The organism is Mesorhizobium sp. M1322, from assembly GCF_040318085.1.
Taxonomy (GTDB): Bacteria; Pseudomonadota; Alphaproteobacteria; order Rhizobiales; family Rhizobiaceae; genus Mesorhizobium.
Genome location: NZ_JAMYLP010000052.1, coordinates 1 through 19,136, shown reverse-complemented (window position 1 = coordinate 19,136; position 19,136 = coordinate 1). Strand labels below are relative to the sequence as shown.

At 64.4% G+C, this 19,136-nt stretch carries 11 protein-coding genes and 1 pseudogene; 11 read left to right on the top strand and 1 reads right to left on the bottom strand.

The genetic code is table 11. The features are described 5' to 3' along the window. Position 1 precedes the first annotated feature (1 nt). The 3 genes from NKH12_RS19040 (at position 2) to NKH12_RS19030 (ending at position 4,850) form a co-directional block, all read left to right on the top strand. Positions 2-1,198: a serine hydrolase domain-containing protein gene (locus tag NKH12_RS19040; protein ID WP_352954544.1), complete on the top strand. Its 1,197-nt coding sequence runs from the start codon at positions 2-4 to the stop codon at positions 1,196-1,198. Positions 1,199-1,224: 26 nt separating this feature from the next. Then, on the top strand, positions 1,225-2,406 hold the full coding sequence (locus NKH12_RS19035; RefSeq protein ID WP_352954543.1) for a serine hydrolase domain-containing protein: 1,182 nt from the start codon (positions 1,225-1,227) through the stop codon (positions 2,404-2,406). A gap of 128 nt (positions 2,407-2,534) precedes the next feature. After that, the gene (locus tag NKH12_RS19030; RefSeq protein ID WP_352954563.1) at positions 2,535-4,850 is read left to right on the top strand and encodes a Tex family protein; all 2,316 of its coding nucleotides are present in this window, start codon (positions 2,535-2,537) and stop codon (positions 4,848-4,850) included. On the opposite strand, the pseudogene NKH12_RS19025 reads toward NKH12_RS19030, so the two are convergent. Then, positions 4,845-5,747, bottom strand: a pseudogene (locus NKH12_RS19025) (LysR family transcriptional regulator); the annotation flags it as partial. The gene NKH12_RS19030 and the pseudogene NKH12_RS19025 sit on opposite strands and share 6 nt — an antisense overlap. Before the next feature lie 188 nt (positions 5,748-5,935). Between NKH12_RS19025 and NKH12_RS19020 the strand changes: the two are divergent. From NKH12_RS19020 to amaB, 8 genes are all read left to right on the top strand, one after another. Continuing rightward, complete coding sequence (locus NKH12_RS19020; RefSeq protein WP_352954542.1) at positions 5,936-7,126, top strand: acyl-CoA dehydrogenase; 1,191 nt, start codon at positions 5,936-5,938, stop codon at positions 7,124-7,126. Between the two features lie 122 nt (positions 7,127-7,248). After that, entirely contained in the window at positions 7,249-10,626 is a 3,378-nt protein-coding gene (locus tag NKH12_RS19015; RefSeq protein WP_352954541.1) for a transglutaminase family protein, read from the top strand. A 6-nt stretch (positions 10,627-10,632) separates the two neighbouring features. Then, complete coding sequence (locus NKH12_RS19010; protein ID WP_352954540.1) at positions 10,633-13,038, top strand: circularly permuted type 2 ATP-grasp protein; 2,406 nt, start codon at positions 10,633-10,635, stop codon at positions 13,036-13,038. A 23-nt stretch (positions 13,039-13,061) separates the two neighbouring features. Beyond that, positions 13,062-13,946, top strand: coding sequence for a transglutaminase family protein (locus NKH12_RS19005; RefSeq protein WP_352954539.1), 885 nt, complete (start codon positions 13,062-13,064; stop codon positions 13,944-13,946). A 156-nt stretch (positions 13,947-14,102) separates the two neighbouring features. Next, on the top strand, positions 14,103-15,209 hold the full coding sequence (locus NKH12_RS19000; RefSeq protein ID WP_352954538.1) for a DNA topoisomerase IB: 1,107 nt from the start codon (positions 14,103-14,105) through the stop codon (positions 15,207-15,209). Positions 15,210-15,324: 115 nt separating this feature from the next. Continuing rightward, complete coding sequence (locus NKH12_RS18995) at positions 15,325-15,699, top strand: YciI family protein (protein ID WP_095484111.1); 375 nt, start codon at positions 15,325-15,327, stop codon at positions 15,697-15,699. After that, positions 15,696-16,970, top strand: a complete 1,275-nt coding sequence (locus tag NKH12_RS18990) for an RNA polymerase sigma factor (protein WP_352954537.1) — start codon at positions 15,696-15,698, stop codon at positions 16,968-16,970. The genes NKH12_RS18995 and NKH12_RS18990 overlap by 4 nt, the downstream gene beginning before the upstream one ends. A 176-nt stretch (positions 16,971-17,146) precedes the next feature. Further along, on the top strand, positions 17,147-18,658 hold the full coding sequence (amaB, locus tag NKH12_RS18985; protein ID WP_352954536.1) for an L-piperidine-6-carboxylate dehydrogenase: 1,512 nt from the start codon (positions 17,147-17,149) through the stop codon (positions 18,656-18,658). The last annotated feature ends 478 nt before the right edge of the window (positions 18,659-19,136 follow it).

The window sequence follows — 19,136 nt, the reverse complement described above, 5'->3', positions numbered from 1 at the left end:
CATGACCTCCTACCGCAACAGTGAACCGGTGCCGCCGATCATGCAGGGCTCGCCGCCCAAGATGGTGCCGCCGAAGCTCGACTGGGACAGGGGGCCCTGGAACCGCTGGGCGTTCCAGCACATCCGCGAAATTCTGCCGACCGTCGAAGTCTGGCGCGGCAATGGCCATCGCCGCCGGTTCGAGCGAGCCGAAGTCGATCTCGACGCGCTGCCGCTGAGCGACAGCACGGGGCAGCCTACGACGCTGGCCGGGCTGCTGGATGAAACCTACACGGACGGGTTCCTCGTGCTCAAGGACGGCAAGATCGCCTATGAACGCTATTTCAACGGCATGACCGAGCGCACGCTGCATTTGTCGCAGTCGATGGCGAAGTCCGTCACGGGCTCGGTATTCGGCATACTGGCCGGGCGCGGCCTGATCGATCCCGCGATGCCGGTGACGGCCTATCTGCCGGAGCTTGGTGCGACCGGCTGGGCCGGCGCCAGCGTGCAGCATGTGCTCGACATGACGAGCGGGGTGCGTTTTTCCGAGGAATACACCGACCGCTACTCGGACATCGGTCAGGTCGATGTCGCCAGCGGCTGGAAACCGGTGCCGCCGGACAGCGACCCGGCCTTCGAGTGGCCATCGCATATGTTCGAATTGATCCTGCGGCTCAAGGAGACAAGCCGGCCGCATGGCGCTGCGTTCGAATACCGTTCCATCGAGACCGACGTGCTCGCCTTCATCATGGAACGGGTAATCGGCAAACGGCTGGCGCAGCTGGTTTCGGAAGAACTCTGGCAAAAGCTCGGGGCGGATGAAAGTGCCTGTTTCACCGTCGACAGCGCCGGCTACGCCGTCGCCGATGGCGGCTTCAACGCCACGCTGCGCGACTATGGCCGCTTCGGCCAGCTGATCCTCGAAAATGGCGGCGGTGTGGTGCCGGCCGATTGGATCGAGGCGACGCGCAACGGCAGGCATGGACCGGACTTCAATCCCAGCCTGCCGGAAGGCAGCTATCGCAACCAGTTCTGGATCGAAGACCCGCTCTCACGCGCGCTGATGTGCCGGGGCGTCTTCGGCCAGCTCATCCATATCGACTGGAACACGAGAATGGTCGTGGTGAAGCTTTCGAGCTACCCGGATTTCACCAACATCGCTTTTTCGGTGGCGACGATGAAAGCCGTGCACGCGATCGCCGCCGCGCTGGCCTAAGTTCCAAAAAATCGGAAGGAAACGCCATGACCGGCAAGACCGCGTTCGAGACCAGATATGGCTTTGGCCGCAACGAGGTGCTGCTCGGCAACTGGCGCGAAAGCCCGTTCAGCCGGTGGTCGTTCCAGAATGTCGGCGAGTTGGTGCCGAGCGCACGCGTGGCAGCCGTGCCGGGCAAAGGCGAAATAGCGGTTCAGGATTTCGGCGGGCTACTTGGCGAAAAGATCGCGCTGGCGGGCGGTCCGGAAACCGTTGCGGCCTTTCTCACGCGCTCCGACACCGACGCGCTGACGATCATGAAAGCCGGCAAATTCGTCGGCGACTGGTTCGCGCCGCATATGGAGTTCGGCGCGCGTCACATCATCTTCTCGATCAGCAAGTCGCTGACCGCCATTCTGGCCGGCATATTGGAAGGCGAGGGGATTTTCGACCCGCAGGCTCCGGTGACCCGCTATCTGCCGGAAGCTGCCGGCTCGGCCTATGGCGATGCCAGCGTGCGGCATGTGCTCGACATGACCGTCAGCCTCGACTTCGAAGAAGCCTATCTCGATCCGGAGAGCGCCTTTGCCCGCTATCGCCGTGCGACGCTGTGGAATCCGGGTGGCGGCACGGAAGGCCTGGCCGACTTCATCCTGACGCTGCAGCACCTGGCCGAGCCGCATGGCCGGACTTTCCGCTACCGCTCGCCCAATTCCGACCTGCTCGGCATCCTGCTCGAACGAGCGTCCGGCCAGCGTTTTGCCGAGCTGATGCGCGAGAAATTGTGGCTGCCGCTCGGCGCAGCCAGTGAAGCTGCGGTGACAGTCGACAGGGCGGGCACGGCGCGCACCGCCGGCGGCATTTCGGTGACGCCGCGCGACCTGGCGCGGGTCGGCGAGATGATGCGGCAACGCGGCACGGCCAATGGCCGCCGCGTCGTGCCGGAAGCCTGGGTGCGCGACACTGTTAGCACAGGCGGAGACACCGAGGCCTGGCAGCGTGGCATGATGGCATTCCTCTTCCCGAAAGGCCGCTACCGCAACAAATGGTACCAGACGGGCGCGGCAAGCGGCGCCTTCTGCGGCATCGGCATCCACGGCCAGTGGCTCTATGTCAATCCGAAGGCCGAGGTCGTCATCGCAAAGATGTCATCGCAGCCGGAGCCAGTCGATGAGCCCCTCGATGTCGATATGGTCGCTTTCTTCGAGGCACTGAGCCGGACGGTCTGAGCGCTCCAGGCCGACCGCCATCGCAGCTTTCCTGTGGACCTGTCAGGGTGATCGAAAACGCCGTGGTTGGCGGAACGGCGCTCTGCGCCTATGGTCGCCGCTCTTTTCGACAGGACAGCAGGAACGACATGGCATCCGACATCAAGCGCATCGCAGCAATCATCGCAGCCGAGATCACTGCCCGGCCCGAACAGGCCGCGGCGGCGATCGGCCTGCTGGACGAGGGCGCGACGGTGCCGTTCGTGGCGCGCTACCGCAAGGAGGTCACCGGCGGCCTGGACGACACGCAACTGCGCCTGTTGGCCGAGCGGCTCGGCTATCTGCGGGAGCTCGACGCTCGCCGCGACACCATCCTCGGTTCGATCCGCGAGCAGGGTAAGCTGACCGAAGAGCTTGAAACCAAGATCGCTGCGGCCGCCACCAAGGCGGAACTCGAAGACATCTATCTGCCCTACAAGCCGAAGCGCCGGACCAAGGCCGAGATCGCGCGCGAGCGTGGCTTGGGGCCGCTGGCCGAGGCTATTCTTGCCGACCGTGCGGCGGTGCCCAGCGAACTGGCGCTGGCCTACATAAGTGAAGAGGTGGCCGACGCCAAGGCGGCGCTTGAGGGCGCGCGCGATATCCTGTCCGAACAGTTCGCCGAGAATGCCGATCTGGTCGGCAGACTACGGACCTACATGAAGGAGCGCGCCTTCATGCGGTCGCGCGTGGTCGACGGCAAGCAGGAAGCCGGCGCGAAATTCTCCGACTATTTCGACCATGTCGAGCGCTGGGCCAACGTGCCGAGCCATCGCGCGCTGGCGATGCTGCGCGGCCGCAACGAAGAAGTGCTGTCGCTCGATATCGAGGTCGATGCCGATGACGCGTCCCCGGTGAAGCCGGTCGAACGGATGATTGCCGATGCCTACGGCATCGGCCGCCATTTGCCGGGCGACCGCTGGCTGATGGAGATGGCGGGCTGGACCTGGCGCATAAAGCTGTCGCTGCACCTGACGCTCGATTTGATGCGGGATCTGCGCGAGCGGGCCGAGGAGGAGGCGATCCATGTCTTCGCCCGCAATCTGAAGGATTTGCTGCTCGCGGCACCCGCCGGCTCGCGCGCCACGATGGGCCTCGACCCCGGCATACGCACCGGCGTCAAGGTCGCGGTGGTGGACGGCACCGGCAAGCTGCTGGAGACGACGACGGTCTATCCGTTTCCGCCAAGGAACGATGTGCGCGGCACTCAAGCCGAACTGGCGAAGCTCATCCGCCTGCACAAGGTCGAGCTCATCTCCATCGGCAACGGGACCGGCAGTCGTGAGACGGAAAGGCTGGTCGCCGACATGCTGTCCGACATGCCATCGGACTCCGGGCCGAAGCCGCTTAAGGTGATCGTCAGCGAGGCCGGTGCCTCGGTTTATTCCGCCTCGGCAACGGCGGCCGTGGAATTTCCCGGCCTCGACGTGTCGCTGCGCGGCGCGGTGTCGATCGCGCGACGTCTGCAGGATCCGCTCGCCGAACTGGTCAAGATCGAGCCGAAGTCGATCGGCGTCGGCCAGTATCAGCATGATGTAGACCAGTACCGGCTCGGCCGCTCGCTGGAAGCTGTGGTCGAGGACGCGGTCAATGCCGTCGGCGTCGACCTCAACACCGCCTCGGCGCCGCTTCTGGCGCGGGTTTCGGGCCTTGGCACATCGCTGGCCGAAACGATCATCGCTCACCGTGATGCGGCGGGCCCTTTCGCCAGCCGTCGTGACCTGTTGAAGGTGGCGCGGCTCGGACCGCGAGCCTTCGAGCAATGCGCCGGCTTCCTGCGCATTCCCAACGGCACCGAACCGCTCGATGCCTCGGCCGTGCATCCGGAAGCCTATGGGGTGGCGAAAAAGATCGTCGCCGCCTGCGGGCGTGACGTCCGCTCGCTGATGGGCGACAGCGCCGCTCTCAAGGCGCTTGATCCGCGTGTCTTCGTCGATGAGCGGTTCGGCCTGCCGACGGTGCGCGATATCCTGGCGGAACTGGAAAAGCCCGGTCGCGATCCGCGCCCCGGCTTCAAGACCGCGACCTTCGCCGACGGCGTCGACGACATCAAGGATCTCAAGCCTGGCATGCTGCTGGAAGGCACCGTCACAAATGTCGCCGCGTTCGGCGCCTTCGTCGATATCGGCGTGCATCAGGACGGCTTGGTGCATGTCTCGCAACTGGCCGACCGTTTCGTCAAGGACGCGCATGAGGTGGTCAAAGCCGGCGACGTGGTCAAGGTGCGCGTCGTCGAGGTCGACATCAAGCGCAAACGCATCGGCCTTTCTATGCGCAAGGACGGCGATGGTGGCGCATCGAAGGGACCTCGCGACAATGGCGGCAGACCGATACCGCGAGCGCCGGCGCCGCAGCGCCAGCCGGAGCGGCCGGCGCAACAGGGCGCATTCGGCGCCGCATTGGCCGATGCGTTGAAGCGGAAGTAGGTACTTCTCCGGCGGTACATGGCCCAGCAGCCAGTCGCGAAAACTGGCGATCGGAGGATGGCCGCGCTTGTCGTGCGGCACGACGAGATAATAGGCGCTGCGGCTTTGCATCGGCCGGCCCGGCGCCGGCACCAACTGGCCGCGCTGCAATTCGCCTGAGATGAGGACCTGCGGCAGCAGCGCCACGCCGAGCCCGGCCATGCAGGCCTGGGCGGCCGTGCCGAATTGCTCGAACTGCATGCCCGGTCCGGTCGGCGCGCTCAAACCCTGATGCTCGAACCACTCGGTCCATGCGCCGGGCCGCGTCGCCATATGCAGCAGCGGCAGGCGGCCGATGTCGGCGGGTGTGGCAATATCCCGGCTGGCCAGGAATTCGGGCGAGACGACAGGCGCCACCTCTTCGCCCACCAGCAGCGTCGAGTCGGCGTCCGGCCAGTCGGGCAGGCCGAAATGGATGGCGGCGTCGAGCCTCTCGCGGGCGAAGTCGAAGCGGCCGATGCGAGTGACGAAATTGATGGTGATGTCGGGGTTGTTTTCAACGAAATCCGGGATGAGCGGCATCAGCCAGCGCGTGCCGAAGGTCGGCAGGATGGCGAGGTTCAAGATGCCACTATGCCGATTGCTCATCAATCCCAGGGCTGCATCGCGCAACTGCCCAAGGGCGGCGCGCACCGCTTCGGCATAAATCTCCCCTGCCACCGACAGTCTGACATTGCGGCTGTCGCGATCGAACAGTCGGCGGCCGAACTGGCCCTCCAGAAGCTTGATCTGCCGGCTGACGGCGCCCTGGGTCAGATCAAGCTCCTGCGCGGCGTCGGTGAAGCTGCCCAGCCGGGCCACCGCCTCGAAGGCGGCAAGGGCACTTATACCGGGCAAAAGGCGGCGCTGCACGTTCATGATCCATTACTATCGCTCATTGATCGCCGAAGCAATTTCGTTTGATTTTTTCGAGCTGGAAGCCGATAAGCCGCGCACTTGATGATTTTTGTTTATGCATGTCGTTGTCCCAAAACCGCCGAACTCCCTCGGGTCACGCCCGAGGGCAGGCTTTTGGGCGACATGCAAGAGTTTGGGAGACCGAGGCCATGGCCGCCGACAAGAACGCATTCGTCTGGGAAGATCCTTTCCTGATCGAGGACCAGCTTTCGGAAGACGAGCGCATGGTGCGCGATGGTGCGGCGGCGTTTGCCGCCGACAAGCTCGCGCCGAGGATCGAGGAAGCCTATCTCGAGGAAAAGACCGACGCCGGAATCTTTCGCGAGATGGGCGAGGCGGGCCTGCTCGGCATCACCATCCCCGAGGAATATGGCGGGCTCGGCGCCAACTACGTCACCTATGGGCTGGTGGCGCGGGAAGTCGAGCGCATCGATTCGGGCTATCGCTCGATGATGAGCGTGCAGTCGTCGCTGGTGATGTATCCGATCCATGCCTATGGCTCAGAGGCGCAGCGCAAGAAATACCTGCCGAAGCTGGCGTCAGGCGAATGGATCGGCTGCTTCGGCCTGACCGAGCCGGATGCCGGTTCCGACCCCGGCGGCATGAAGACGCGCGCCGAAAAGACGGCGAGTGGCTACAAGCTCTCCGGCTCGAAAATGTGGATTTCCAACGCGCCGATCGCCGACGTGTTTGTCGTTTGGGCGAAATCGGCCGCGCATGACAACGAGATTCGCGGCTTCGTGCTGGAGAAAGGTATGAAGGGGCTGTCGGCGCCGAAGATCGGCGGCAAGCTGTCGCTTCGTGCATCGATCACCGGCGAAGTGGTGATGGAAGGGGTCGAGGTCGGCGAGGATGCGCTATTGCCGAATGTGTCGGGCCTGAAGGGGCCGTTCGGCTGCCTCAACCGGGCGCGTTATGGCATCTCCTGGGGGGCGATGGGTGCGGCGGAAGATTGCTGGCACCGGGCCCGCCAATATGGCCTCGACCGCAAGCAGTTCGGCAAGCCGCTGGCCGGCACGCAGCTTTTCCAGAAGAAGCTCGCCGACATGCAGACCGAGATCGCGCTGGGGCTGCAGGGCAGCCTGCGCGTCGGGCGGCTGATGGATGAAGGCAAGATGGCGCCCGAGATGATCTCGATCGTCAAGCGCAACAATTGCGGCAAGGCGCTCGACATTGCCCGCCAGGCCCGTGACATGCATGGCGGCAACGGCATCCAGATCGGCTACCATGTCATGCGCCATGCGCAGAACCTGGAGACGGTCAACACCTATGAGGGCACGCATGACGTTCATGCGCTGATCCTTGGACGGGCGCAGACGGGGTTGCAGGCGTTTTTCTGAGCGACCCCTAGGCCGGCAACGCTGCTTAATTTAGGTGCAGCGCAACATCTCTGCTTGGAGAATGGCCAGCATTTGTGTCAGGGTTCGGCGAATTCGTTTGAAACGCCAACTTTCGAGGCCCCATGGCAATTCTGGCAGCCGTCTATCACCTGACCCATTACAAATATGACCGGCCGGTGGTGCTTGGTCCCCAGGTCATCAGGCTGCAGCCGGCGCCGCATTCCCGCACCAAAGTGCTCAGCCATTCGCTGAAGGTCGGGCCGGCGAACCACTTCGTCAATCTGCAGCAGGATCCCTACGGCAATTTTCTGGCGCGCTTCGTGTTTCCGGAACCGGTGACGGAACTGAAGATCGAGGTCGACCTGGTCGCCGACATGACGGTCTACAATCCATTCGATTTCTTCGTCGAGCCATCGGCCGAGACCTTTCCGTTCGAATATCCGGAAGAGATCAGCGACGATCTCGCCATCTACCGGACGCCGGAGCCGGCTGGACCGCTGCTGGCGGCGTTCCTGCAAACGGTCAATCGCAGCGCTACCAACACCGTCAATTTCGTCGTCGACCTCAATGCGCGGCTGCAGCGCGAGATCGCCTATATCGTGCGCATGGAAACCGGCGTCTTTTCGCCGGAGGAGACGCTTGCCGCCAAGAAAGGCTCATGCCGCGATACGAGCTGGCTGCTGGTGCAGATCCTGAGGAATCTCGGCATCGCCGCGCGCTTCGTTTCCGGCTATCTGATCCAGCTGAAACCCGACCTCGTCGCGCTTGACGGGCCGCCCGGCACCGCCGTCGACTTCACCGATCTCCATGCCTGGTGCGAAGTCTATCTTCCAGGGGCCGGCTGGATCGGCTTCGACCCTACCTCCGGACTGCTAACCGGCGAAAGCCATGTGCCGCTCGCCGCGACGCCGCATTTCCGCAACGCCGCGCCTATTTCCGGCATGGCCAGCTTCGCCAATGTCGAGTTCGGCTTCGACATGCGGGTCGACCGCATCGCCGAGCACCCGCGCATCACCAAGCCGTTCTCCGACGAAAGCTGGCAGGCGCTCGATGCGCTGGGCAACCGGGTCGACGCCGCGCTCGATGCCGGGGACGTGCGGCTGACCATGGGCGGCGAACCGACCTTCGTGTCGATCGACGATTTCGAGGCGGAGGAGTGGAACACCGCCGCGGTCGGCCCGACAAAACGCGAAAAGGCTGATGCGCTGATCCGCCGGCTGCGTGAGCGTTTCGCGCCGGGCGGCTTCCTGCACTACGGGCAGGGCAAGTGGTATCCGGGCGAAAGCCTGCCGCGCTGGACGTTCTCGCTGTACTGGCGCGCCGACGGCGAGCCGGTGTGGAGCGACCCATCGCTGATCGCACGGGAAAACAGCGAAACAAATATCGGGCCGAAGCAGGCTGAAGGCCTGCTGACGGCGATTGCCGATGAACTCGGCATCGACAAGACCATGGTCAGCGAAGCCTATGAGGACCCGGCCGAGTGGCTGCTCAAGGAAGGCAAACTGCCGGAGAATGTCGATCCGTCCAATTCGAAGCTGGACGACCCCGAGGAGCGCAGCCGCATGGCGCGGGTGTTCGAACGCGGCTTGACCAAGCCGTCGGGCTACGTGCTGCCTGTGCAGCGCTGGAACAGCCAGGCGTCCGGACCGCGCTGGCGTTCGGAGAAGTGGAAGACGCGGCGCGGCAAGCTGTTTCTGGTGCCGGGCGATTCACCGGTCGGCTACCGCCTGCCGCTTGGCACGCTGCCCCATGTGCCGCCGGCGCAGTTCCCGTATATCGTGCCGGTCGATCCTTCCCTGCCGCGCGGACCATTGCCGGCGCGCGGGACTATTTTGCCTGAGGCCACTCCCTTGCCGGAGGCCGCTCCGGCCGAACTTGAAGGCGCCGACGAAATGGCGCGCCGCCCCCAGGCGGCGTCCTTTAATGTCGCGCCCGGCCCGCCGGCCGGGGTCGAGCCGCAGCTCCCCGCGCGCGGGGGCGCGGCGCGCCCCGCGCTGTCGGTCGAGCCGCGCGACGGGCGGCTTTGCGTGTTCATGCCGCCGGTCGAGGCGCTGGAAGATTACCTCGAACTGGTCGCGGCGGCCGAGAACGCGGCAAAGGCTATCGGCCTGCCGGTGCATATCGAGGGCTACGGCCCGCCGCACGATCCGCGCCTCAACGTCATCCGCGTGGCACCGGATCCCGGCGTCATCGAAGTGAACATCCATCCGGCTGCGAACTGGCAGGACTGCGTGGCGACGACCACAGCGATCTACGAGGAGGCGCGGCAGACGCGGCTTGGCGCTGATAAGTTCATGATCGACGGCCGCCACACCGGCACTGGCGGCGGCAACCATGTCGTCGTCGGCGGCGCGACACCTAACGACAGTCCGTTCCTGCGCCGCCCCGATTTGCTGAAGAGCCTGGTGCTGCAATGGCAGCGCCGTCCGTCGCTGTCCTATCTATTCTCAGGCCTGTTCATCGGCCCGACCAGCCAGGCGCCGCGCTTCGACGAGGCGCGCCACGATTCGCTCTACGAGCTCGAGATCGCAATGGCGCAGGTGCCGCATCCGGACAAGGGTCAGGCCCCGCTGCCGTGGCTGGTCGACCGGCTGTTCCGAAATCTCCTGACCGACGTGACGGGGAACACCCACCGCTCGGAAATCTGCATCGACAAGCTGTTTTCGCCGGACGGGCCGACCGGCCGGCTGGGCCTGGTCGAGTTCCGCGGCTTCGAAATGCCGCCCAATGCGCGCATGAGCCTGGCGCAGCAATTGCTGGTGCGCGCCATTATCGCCCGCGCTTGGAAGAACCCGCTCGATGGCCGCTTCGTGCGCTGGGGCACGTCGCTGCATGACCGTTTCATGCTGCCGCATTATGTCTGGGCTGACTTTCTCGACGTGCTGGACGACCTCAAGCTGAACGGCTTTGAATTCCGTCCCGAATGGTTCGACGCGCAGCTCGAATTCCGCTTCCCGTTCTGCGGCGAGGTCCAGCATGCCGGCATCAAACTGGAACTGCGACAAGCGCTGGAGCCATGGCATGTCATGGGCGAGCAGGGCGCGATCGGCGGAACGGTGCGCTTCGTTGATTCCTCGGTCGAGCGGCTGCAGGTGAAGACGGAAGGGCTCAACCCTGAGCGTCATGCCGTCGTCTGCAACGGCCGTATCGTGCCGATGAAGGTGACAGACACCAGAGAGACCGCGGTGGCAGGCGTCCGCTTCAAGGCCTGGCAGCCGGCATCCGGCCTGCATCCCGCGCTGCCGGTCAATACGCCGCTGGTCTTCGACATCTACGATGGCTGGTCGGGCCGGGCCATCGGCGGCTGCGTCTATCATGTCGCCCATCCCGGCGGGCGCAGCTACGACACCTTCCCGGTCAACGGCAACGAAGCGGAGGCGCGGCGGCTCGCCCGCTTCGAGCCGCGCGGCCATACGCCGTCCGGGTACGTGCTGCGCGACGAACAAGCGTCTGAGGATTTCCCGATGACCCTTGACCTGCGGCGGCCTGCAAGACTCTGATCAGCCATGGCAAAGGGGAATCACAAGAAAATAAGCGGCAGGACGCGTAACCTGCTGGAGCACTACCAGCCGATCGACGGTGTCGTCGACGAGATGGTCGATGCATCGGGCAATCCCCGTCCGGTCTGGAAAGACTTCATCGAGGCACTGGAAGAACTGGGGCCTGAAAAGCTCGCCCAGCGCTTCGCTCGCGCCGACCAGTATCTGCGCGACGCCGGCGTCTATTACCGCGTCTACGACAAGGCCGGTGCCAATGAGCGCGAATGGCCGCTGGCGCATGTGCCTCTCTTGATCGAGGAGCAGGAATGGGCCGCGATCAGTGCCGGCCTGGTCCAGCGGGCCGAGCTGTTCGAGGAAACGATCGCCGATATCTACGGGCCGAACCGCCTGGTCGAGAAGGGCATCCTGCCGGCGGGGCTGATCGCGGCCAGTCCGGAATATTTGCGGCCCGTCGTCGGCACCAGGCCGGCCAGCGGCCATTTCCTGCACTTCTGCGCCTTCGAGCTCGGCCGTGGGCCGGACGGCCGCTGGTGGGTGCTGGGCGACCGCACGCAGGCGCCGTCGGGCGCCGGCTTTGCGCTGGAAAACCGCGTTGCCACCACACGTGCGCTGTCCGACATCTATGGCGAGATGCATGTCCACCGCCTTGCCGGCTTCTTCCGTCGCTTTCGCGATGCGCTGAACGGCATGGCCAAGGCATCAGGCGGCCGTGTCGCCATCCTGACGCCGGGGCCGCTCAACGAAACCTATTACGAACATGCCTATATCGCCCGCTATCTCGGCATCATGCTGCTCGAAGGCGAGGATCTGACCGTCTCCGGCGATCGATTGATGGTGCGCACGGTTTCCGGGCTGGCGCCGGTCAGCGTGCTGTGGCGGCGGCTCGATGCGGCCTTCGCCGATCCGCTCGAGTTGCGGCCGGATTCGCAGATCGGCACGCCAGGGCTGGTCGAGGCGATCCGCGGGGGGGCCGTGTCAGTTGTCAACGCGCTCGGCTCCGGGCTGATGGAAACGCGGGCGCTGTTCGCCTTCCTGCCAAAAATTTCGCGCGAATTGCGCAACGAGGAGCTTCTGCTGCCGAGCGTCGCGACATGGTGGTGCGGGCGGGACGCCGACCGTGACCATGTGCTGGCTAACCTCGACCGCATGGTGATCGGCCCGGCGCTGTCGACACGGCTTGCCTTCGAGGATGATGATTGCACGAGGCTGGGCTCGGCTCTGGTTGCCGGGGAGCGGGCCGAACTGATAGCCCGGATCGAAAGGGACGGCGGCGACTTCGTCGGACAGGAAGCGGTGACACTTTCGACCACGCCGGTCTATGCCGGCGGCTGGCTTGAGCCGCGGCCAGCAGCCCTGCGCGTCTATCTGGCGCGAACACCGGAAGGCTGGACGGTGATGCCCGGCGGTTTTGCCCGTGTCGGCTTTTCGCTCGACCCGACGGCAATCGCCATGCAGCGCGGCGGCCAGGCCGCGGATGTGTGGGTGGTCAGCGACAGACCGGTGGAACGCGAGACGCTGCTGCCGCAGGAGCATGACAGCTTCACCCGTACCATGCCAGGCAGCCTGCCCAGCCGTGCGGCGGAAAACCTGACATGGCTCGGCCGCTATATCGAGCGATCGGAAGACACGGTGCGTATCCTGCGCGCCCACCACGTGCGGCTGGCCGAGGCGTCCGACCCGGATATGCCTTTGCTTGCCGATATCAGAGATCATCTCGAACCGTTCGGCATCGACGTTGCGGCGGCGATACCGCCGGGGCTGATCGGAACGCTGGACAGCGCCGTCTACAGCGCCGGGCAGATCCGCGACCGCTTCTCGCCCGACGGCTGGCTGGCGCTGAAGGATTTGTCGAAGACCATTCATCAATTCGCGACAACAGTGGCGCCGGGCGATGATGCGACGCGGGCGATGACGGTCATCCTGCGCAAGCTCGCCGGGTTTTCCGGCCTGCTGCATGAGAATATGTACCGCTTCACCGGCTGGCGCTTCCTGGAGATCGGCCGGCGGTTGGAACGCGGCATCCAGATCGCCCGTACGCTCGCCCGGTTGACCAGGGCTGCGGCGCCGGACGGCGCGCTCGACATGATGCTGGAGATCGGCGACAGCGTCATGACCCACCGGCGGCAGTATCCGGTGCAGGCCGGCCGGCGCACGGTGATCGACCTGCTGGTGCTCGATCCGCTCAACCCTCGCTCCATCCTGTTCCAGCTCGAGCGGCTGAAGGCCGAAATCGCGCTGTTGCCTGCTGTCGGCGGCGAGGGGCATATGTCGCCGGCGGCGAAGGAGATCCTGCAGCTCAACACGGCAATCGCCATCAAGGAGCCCTCGGACATGACGGCGAAAGCCCTGGACGATCTCGCCAACGAAATCGGCGGCCTCTACAACAGCCTCGCCAAAGCCTATTTCGGGTAAGGTGGGGTCGGACAAAGGCGGGCATGCTCTACGACATCAGGCTCAATCTGCGTTACGATTACGATGCTGCAGCCGGCGGCGGCCGCCATCAGGTGCGCGTGCTGCCGCCGACGATATCGGGCGTGCAGCGCGTGATCGCCGCTTCGCTGTCCTTCGCGCCGGCGCCCAGCGAACGCTCGGATTTTTCCGATTTTTTTGGCAATAATGTCACGTCGATCGCCTTTCGCGACGTTCACGATGCGCTCGACATCAGGATGAGCGCGCGCGTCGCGGTTTCGCGGCCGGAACCCGGGCTTGACGTGTCGCCCGACATTCGCCGGCTGAGGGAGGAACTCGATGCGGTGCGGTCGCTGTCGCCTGATACACCGCATCACTTTTTGGCCGCCAGCGACCATGCCGGCATCGATGCTGATATCACGGGTTACGCGCGGAGCAGTGCCGGCAACTCCGCTGTCAGCACGGCCATGGACCTGTGCAGCCGTATCTACCGCGATTTCACCTATGACGGCGAGGCGACTACGGTGCAGACCCGGGCAAGCGATGCCTTCGACCTGAAGCGGGGAGTCTGCCAGGACTTTTCGCATATCATGATCGCCGGCCTGCGCGGCCTGGGTGTTCCCGCCGGCTATGTCAGCGGGTTCCTGCGCACCATTCCGCCGCGCGGAAAACCGCGGCTGGAAGGGGCCGACGCCATGCATGCCTGGGTGAAGGTGTGGTGCGGGCGCGACACCGGATGGCAGGAGTTCGATCCGACCAACGGCATGCGGGCAAGCAACGACCACATCACCGTCGGCTACGGCCGCGACTACTCGGATGTCGCGCCGATCGTCGGCATCCTGAAGACGACCGGAGGCCAGGTCGGCGAGCAAGCGGTCGACGTCATTCCGGTTGTGCTGGAAAAGGCATAACAGCGGCAGGCGAGACCCCTCGATTGTGTGCGCCGAACATAGATAGACGACTGCTTCTCAACGCCTATGCGGTGAGCCTGACATGTTTGTGAAAGCCATGGCGGAACCAGCGGCGGGTCCGGCGCTTATCTACGGGAAATTTCTCGCGGAGAGGACATGCTGGATAAATCCGGGTCGCCGTCCGGCCGATTGGCTGCCGGGGCTGTTGCACCAAGAAAGGGAACGCCGAAGAATGGTGGGGAGGCCTCGGCCGATCGAGCCTCGCTGGCCTATGTCACCGATACCGAGCCCGGTATCCGCCGTCTGAGGGTGGGCAAGGGATTCTCCTACAAAGGGCCTGACGGGCAGGGTGTCGACGACGACACTTTGGCCCGCATCAAGGCGCTCGCCATACCGCCGGCGTGGACGGACGTGTGGATCTCGCCGGATGCCAACGGTCACATCCAGGCGACGGGCCGGGATCAACGTGGGCGTAAGCAATATCGGTATCATGCGCTCTGGGCGGAGGAGCGTGACGGCGTCAAATATTCGAGCCTGGTTGCCTTTGCAGAAAGCCTGCCTGAGCTGCGACGCCAGATCGACGCCGATCTGCGCCGCCACGGCCTGCCGCTGGAACGCGTTGTCGCCGCTGTGGCCTGGCTGCTCGACAACACGATGATCCGCGTCGGCAATGCCGCCTACGCTCGCGACAACAACAGCTTTGGCCTGACCACACTGCGCGACCGCCATGTCGACATCAATGGCTCGAGCCTGCGGTTTGCTTTCAAAGGCAAGTCCGGCAAGGAATGGAAGCTGAAGCTCGTCGATCGCCGGATCGCCAGGATCGTGCGCGGGGCGCAGGATCTGCCGGGCCAGAAGCTGTTCCAGTATCTCGACGAGGACGGAAGCAGGCGACCGATCCGCTCCGACGACGTCAACCGCTATATCAGGGAGACGGCAGGGGCCGATTTCAGCTCCAAGCATTTCCGAACATGGGGCGGCACCATCCATGCTGCGTCGCTGTTTGCGCAAACCGAACGACCCGAAACCCAGGCACAACAGAAGCGGGTGATGAACGGCGTCATCGACAGGGTGGCCGAGCGGCTGGGCAACACGCGCGCCATCTGCCGCAGATGTTACATCCACCCGCAGGTTTTCGAAGCCTGGTCCGAAGGCCGGCTGCTCAGCGAAATGGCGGATGCGAACAAGCGGAAGCGATCGATACCCGGCCTTGATGTCGAAGAAGCCCTCGTTCTGAGATGGTTGAAGGCGCAGGAAAGCTGAACCGAACAGAGCAGCCACAAGCCTTCATTGTGCTCGCAGGACGCAATTTTTTTATCGACGTTATGTCGGGATAGGTCCTACTGTTTCGTCCTTTGACAGAGAAAAGGACGCACCAATGCTCTACGCTATCCTCTGCTATGCCTCCGAAGACGTCGTCTGCTCGTGGAGCAAGGAACAGGACGATGCCGTCATGGAAAAACTCCTGGGCGTGCAGGAAAAATACGCTCAGGCGGGCCGGCTTGGCCCGGTGGCGCGGCTGCTGCCGACAACCGCTGCGACAACGCTGAGGAAGGTCAAGGGCGAAGCGGTCGTCATCGACGGCCCGTTTGCCGAAACCAAGGAACAGTTCCTCGGCTTCTACACGCTCGAATGCGCCGATCTCGACGAGGCCGTCGACTTTGCGCGCGAACTTTCCGAGGTCAACCCGAGCGGCGGCTCCTACGAAATACGGCCGGTTTCGCTCTTCAATCCCGCCAAGGTTTCCGCATGACCGATCTCACCTGGATCAGCACGGCGATCAGCACCGCCCGCCCACAGGCGATGGGCGCGCTGCTGCGCTACTTCCGCGATCTCGATGCGGCGGAGGAAGCCTTCCAGGACGCTTGTCTGCGAGCTCTGAAGAACTGGCCGACAAACGGTCCGCCGCGCGATCCGGCAGCCTGGCTGATCTTCGTTGGCCGCAACAGCGGCATCGACGCGGTGCGCAAGCGTGCCAAGCAGGCGCCGCTGCCGGAAGAGGACCAGATCTCCGATCTGGAGGATGCCGAGACTGATATCGCCGAACGGCTGGACGGCGCGCATTACCGCGATGACATATTGCGGCTGCTGTTCATCTGCTGCCATCCCGACCTGCCGGCGACGCAGCAGATCGCCGTGGCGTTGCGCATCGTTTCAGGCCTGAGCGTCAAGCAGATCGCCCGCGCCTTTCTCGTCGGTGAAAGCGCCATGGAGCAGCGCATCACACGAGCCAAGGCGCGCATCGCCGATGCCGGCGTGCCGTTCGAGACGCCCGGTGCGGTCGAGCGGTCCGAACGGCTCGCCGCCGTCGCTGCCATGGTCTACCTGATCTTCAACGAAGGCTATTCGACCAACAGCGGCGAGGCACCGGCCCGCGCGCCGCTTTGCGAAGAGGCGATCCGGCTGGCCCGGCTGCTGCTCAGGCTGTTCCAGACCGAGCCGGAGATCATGGGCCTGACGGCGCTCTTGCTTCTCCAGCATGCGCGTGCGCCGGCGCGTTTCGACGAGAACGGCGAAATCGTGCTGCTCGAAGACCAGGACCGCAGCCTGTGGACCCGCAAGATGATCGACGAGGGGCTGGCGCTGATCGACAAGGCGCTGCGCCACCAGAAGCCCGGTCCTTACCAGGTGCAGGCGGCGATCGCCGCCCTGCATGCGCGGGCGGAAAAGCCCGAGGACACGGACTGGAACGAGATCGAGCTGCTCTACAGCCTGCTCGAGCAGATGCAGCCGTCGCCGGTGGTGACGCTCAATCGCGCCGTCGCGGTCGCCAAGGTGCGCGGATCGGAAGCGGCACTTGCCATGATCGAGCCGTTGGAACAAAGGCTTTCAGGCTATTTCCATTTCTTCGGCCTCAAGGGCGGACTGCTGATGCAGCTCGGTCGCGGCGAGGAGGCGCGCATCGCCTTCGACCGCGCCATCGCGCTTGCCAACACGGCAGCCGAGGCCGCCCATATCCGCATGCATATCGACCGCCTGATGAAGGAAGGCGCCGCGCGGGGAACCGCGCAGACAGCGCGCTGAACGAATCGCTGGTTCAACGGTCTGACCTTGGCTTAGACCATGCCGGGGTGGCGATTTTTCCCTGAAACGAGTAATGCCACGCCATGACAGCGCCTGATGTGCCGATCGGCACAGGGACGGCATGGCACAAGGCTTTGCCCGACGCCATATGACGACGGGATCTGAAAGGAAAGAAAATGACGATTGCGAAGGAAACAGCCGGGTTACTGGCGAAACTGGGTGTCGCTGAGGACGCGCTTTCGGGCGGCGATCTTATCGTGCGCAGCCCGGTGACGGGCGAGCAGATCGCCGCGCTGAAGACGATCTCGCCGGCCGATGCGGCAAAGACCATCGATGCCGCCCACAAGGCCTTCCAGACATGGCGGCTGGTGCCTGGGCCGAAGCGCGGCGAGCTGGTGCGGCTGCTTGGCGAGGAACTGCGTACCCACAAGGCCGAGCTTGGCCGGCTGGTGTCGATCGAGGTCGGCAAGATCCCGTCCGAAGGGCTCGGCGAAGTGCAGGAGATGATCGACATCTGCGATTTCGCCGTCGGCCTCTCCCGGCAACTGTACGGCTTGACCATCGCCACCGAGCGCCCCGGTCATCGCATGATGGAAACCTGGCATCCACTAGGTGTGGTCGGCGTCATCTCCGCTTTTAATTTCCCGGTCGCGGTGTGGTCGTGGAATGCCGCGCTCGCGCTGGTCTGCGGCGACGCGGTGGTGTGGAAGCCGTCGGAAAAGACGCCGCTGACGGCGCTCGCCTGCGAGGCGATCTTCAAGCGTGCGGCAGAACGTTTCGGCGATGCTCCGGAAGGCTTGACGTCGGTGCTGATCGGCGATCGCGCCGTCGGCGAAATCCTGGTCGATCATCCGAAGGTTCCGCTGGTTTCGGCCACCGGCTCGACCCGCATGGGCAGGGATGTCGGTCCGCGGCTGGCGAAACGCTTTGCCCGCGCCGTGCTGGAGCTCGGCGGCAACAATGCCGGTATCGTCTGCCCGACCGCCGATCTCGACATGGCCTTGCGCGCTATTGCCTTCGGCGCCATGGGCACGGCCGGCCAGCGCTGCACGACGCTGCGGCGCCTGTTCGTGCATGAGAACATCTATGATGCCTTGGTTCCGCGCCTGAAGAAGGCCTATGAAAGCGTCTCGGTCGGCAATCCGCTGGAGACATCAGCGCTGGTCGGACCGTTGATCGACAAGGCGGCCTTCGACAGTATGCAGAACGCGTTGAAGGAAGCCGCCGCTCACGGTGGCAAGGTGACCAGTGGCACGCGGGTCGAGAATGGCCATCCAGACGCCTATTACGTTCGTCCGGGGCTGGTCGAGATGCCCAAGCAGGTGTCGCCGGTGACGGAAGAGACCTTCGCGCCGATCCTCTATGTTATGAAGTACTCGGACTTCGACGCCGTGCTCGACGAGCACAATGCGGTCGGAGCGGGGCTGTCGTCGTCGATCTTCACCCGCGACCTGCAGGAATCCGAGCGGTTCCTCGGTGTCGATGGTTCCGACTGCGGTATCGCCAACGTCAACATAGGCACATCGGGGGCCGAGATCGGTGGTGCCTTCGGTGGCGAGAAGGAGACCGGCGGCGGCCGCGAGTCGGGCTCCGACGCCTGGAAGGCCTATATGCGGCGCGCCACCAACACGGTGAACTATTCGAAGGCGCTGCCGCTGGCCCAAGGCGTATCCTTCGACATTGACTGAGAACGCCAGGGCTCCTTTCGCGGCGGCACCCATGAGCCCACGTGGCTCTATGGAGCGGCCGATGTGGCCCACCACATGTCGTTGAAACGTCAGCCGTGCCGACCCATATGTGCATTGCGTCGGATGTTTTCCTCCCATTGCGTCCGGCGCGTTCCCCTCTGGAGGTTTTGAACCTTCATGCCTGGCCGGACTTTAACAGTCCGGCCTTTTTTCTATTGGTCCCTGTGAAGCTGCTGTCCGCGAGCGAGTTCTAGAACCGCCGTAGGTCAGAGCGTCCACGACAGAGCAGGCCGCGTTGCTGGCCAGCGCACGGAAGCCCAATCAGCATAGCCAGCCCACTGAGCGAAAAATTTCGAGGCCATTCTTGCCATACTCGACAGCGGCCTAGGTGGTGTGGACTCTTAGGATTCCCTTTTTGACCGTAGCATGATTCAAGACTGCTTTTGGAGGCAGCCTTGGGTGTAATGGATCGGTTGAT

Bases quoted from the DNA above. Each gene is read 5' to 3' on its own strand.
- NKH12_RS19035 (WP_352954543.1), top strand. From the start codon at position 1,225: ATGACCGGCAAGACCGCGTTCGAGACCAGATATGGCTTTGGCCGCAAC.
- NKH12_RS18990 (WP_352954537.1), top strand. From the start codon at position 15,696: ATGACCGATCTCACCTGGATCAGCACGGCGATCAGCACCGCCCGCCCA.
- NKH12_RS19010 (WP_352954540.1), top strand. From the start codon at position 10,633: ATGGCAAAGGGGAATCACAAGAAAATAAGCGGCAGGACGCGTAACCTG.
- NKH12_RS19005 (WP_352954539.1), top strand. From the start codon at position 13,062: ATGCTCTACGACATCAGGCTCAATCTGCGTTACGATTACGATGCTGCA.
- NKH12_RS19015 (WP_352954541.1), top strand. From the start codon at position 7,249: ATGGCAATTCTGGCAGCCGTCTATCACCTGACCCATTACAAATATGAC.
- NKH12_RS19020 (WP_352954542.1), top strand. From the start codon at position 5,936: ATGGCCGCCGACAAGAACGCATTCGTCTGGGAAGATCCTTTCCTGATC.
- NKH12_RS18995 (WP_095484111.1), top strand. From the start codon at position 15,325: ATGCTCTACGCTATCCTCTGCTATGCCTCCGAAGACGTCGTCTGCTCG.
- NKH12_RS19030 (WP_352954563.1), top strand. From the start codon at position 2,535: ATGGCATCCGACATCAAGCGCATCGCAGCAATCATCGCAGCCGAGATC.
- NKH12_RS19040 (WP_352954544.1), top strand. From the start codon at position 2: ATGACCTCCTACCGCAACAGTGAACCGGTGCCGCCGATCATGCAGGGC.
- amaB (WP_352954536.1), top strand. From the start codon at position 17,147: ATGACGATTGCGAAGGAAACAGCCGGGTTACTGGCGAAACTGGGTGTC.
- NKH12_RS19000 (WP_352954538.1), top strand. From the start codon at position 14,103: ATGCTGGATAAATCCGGGTCGCCGTCCGGCCGATTGGCTGCCGGGGCT.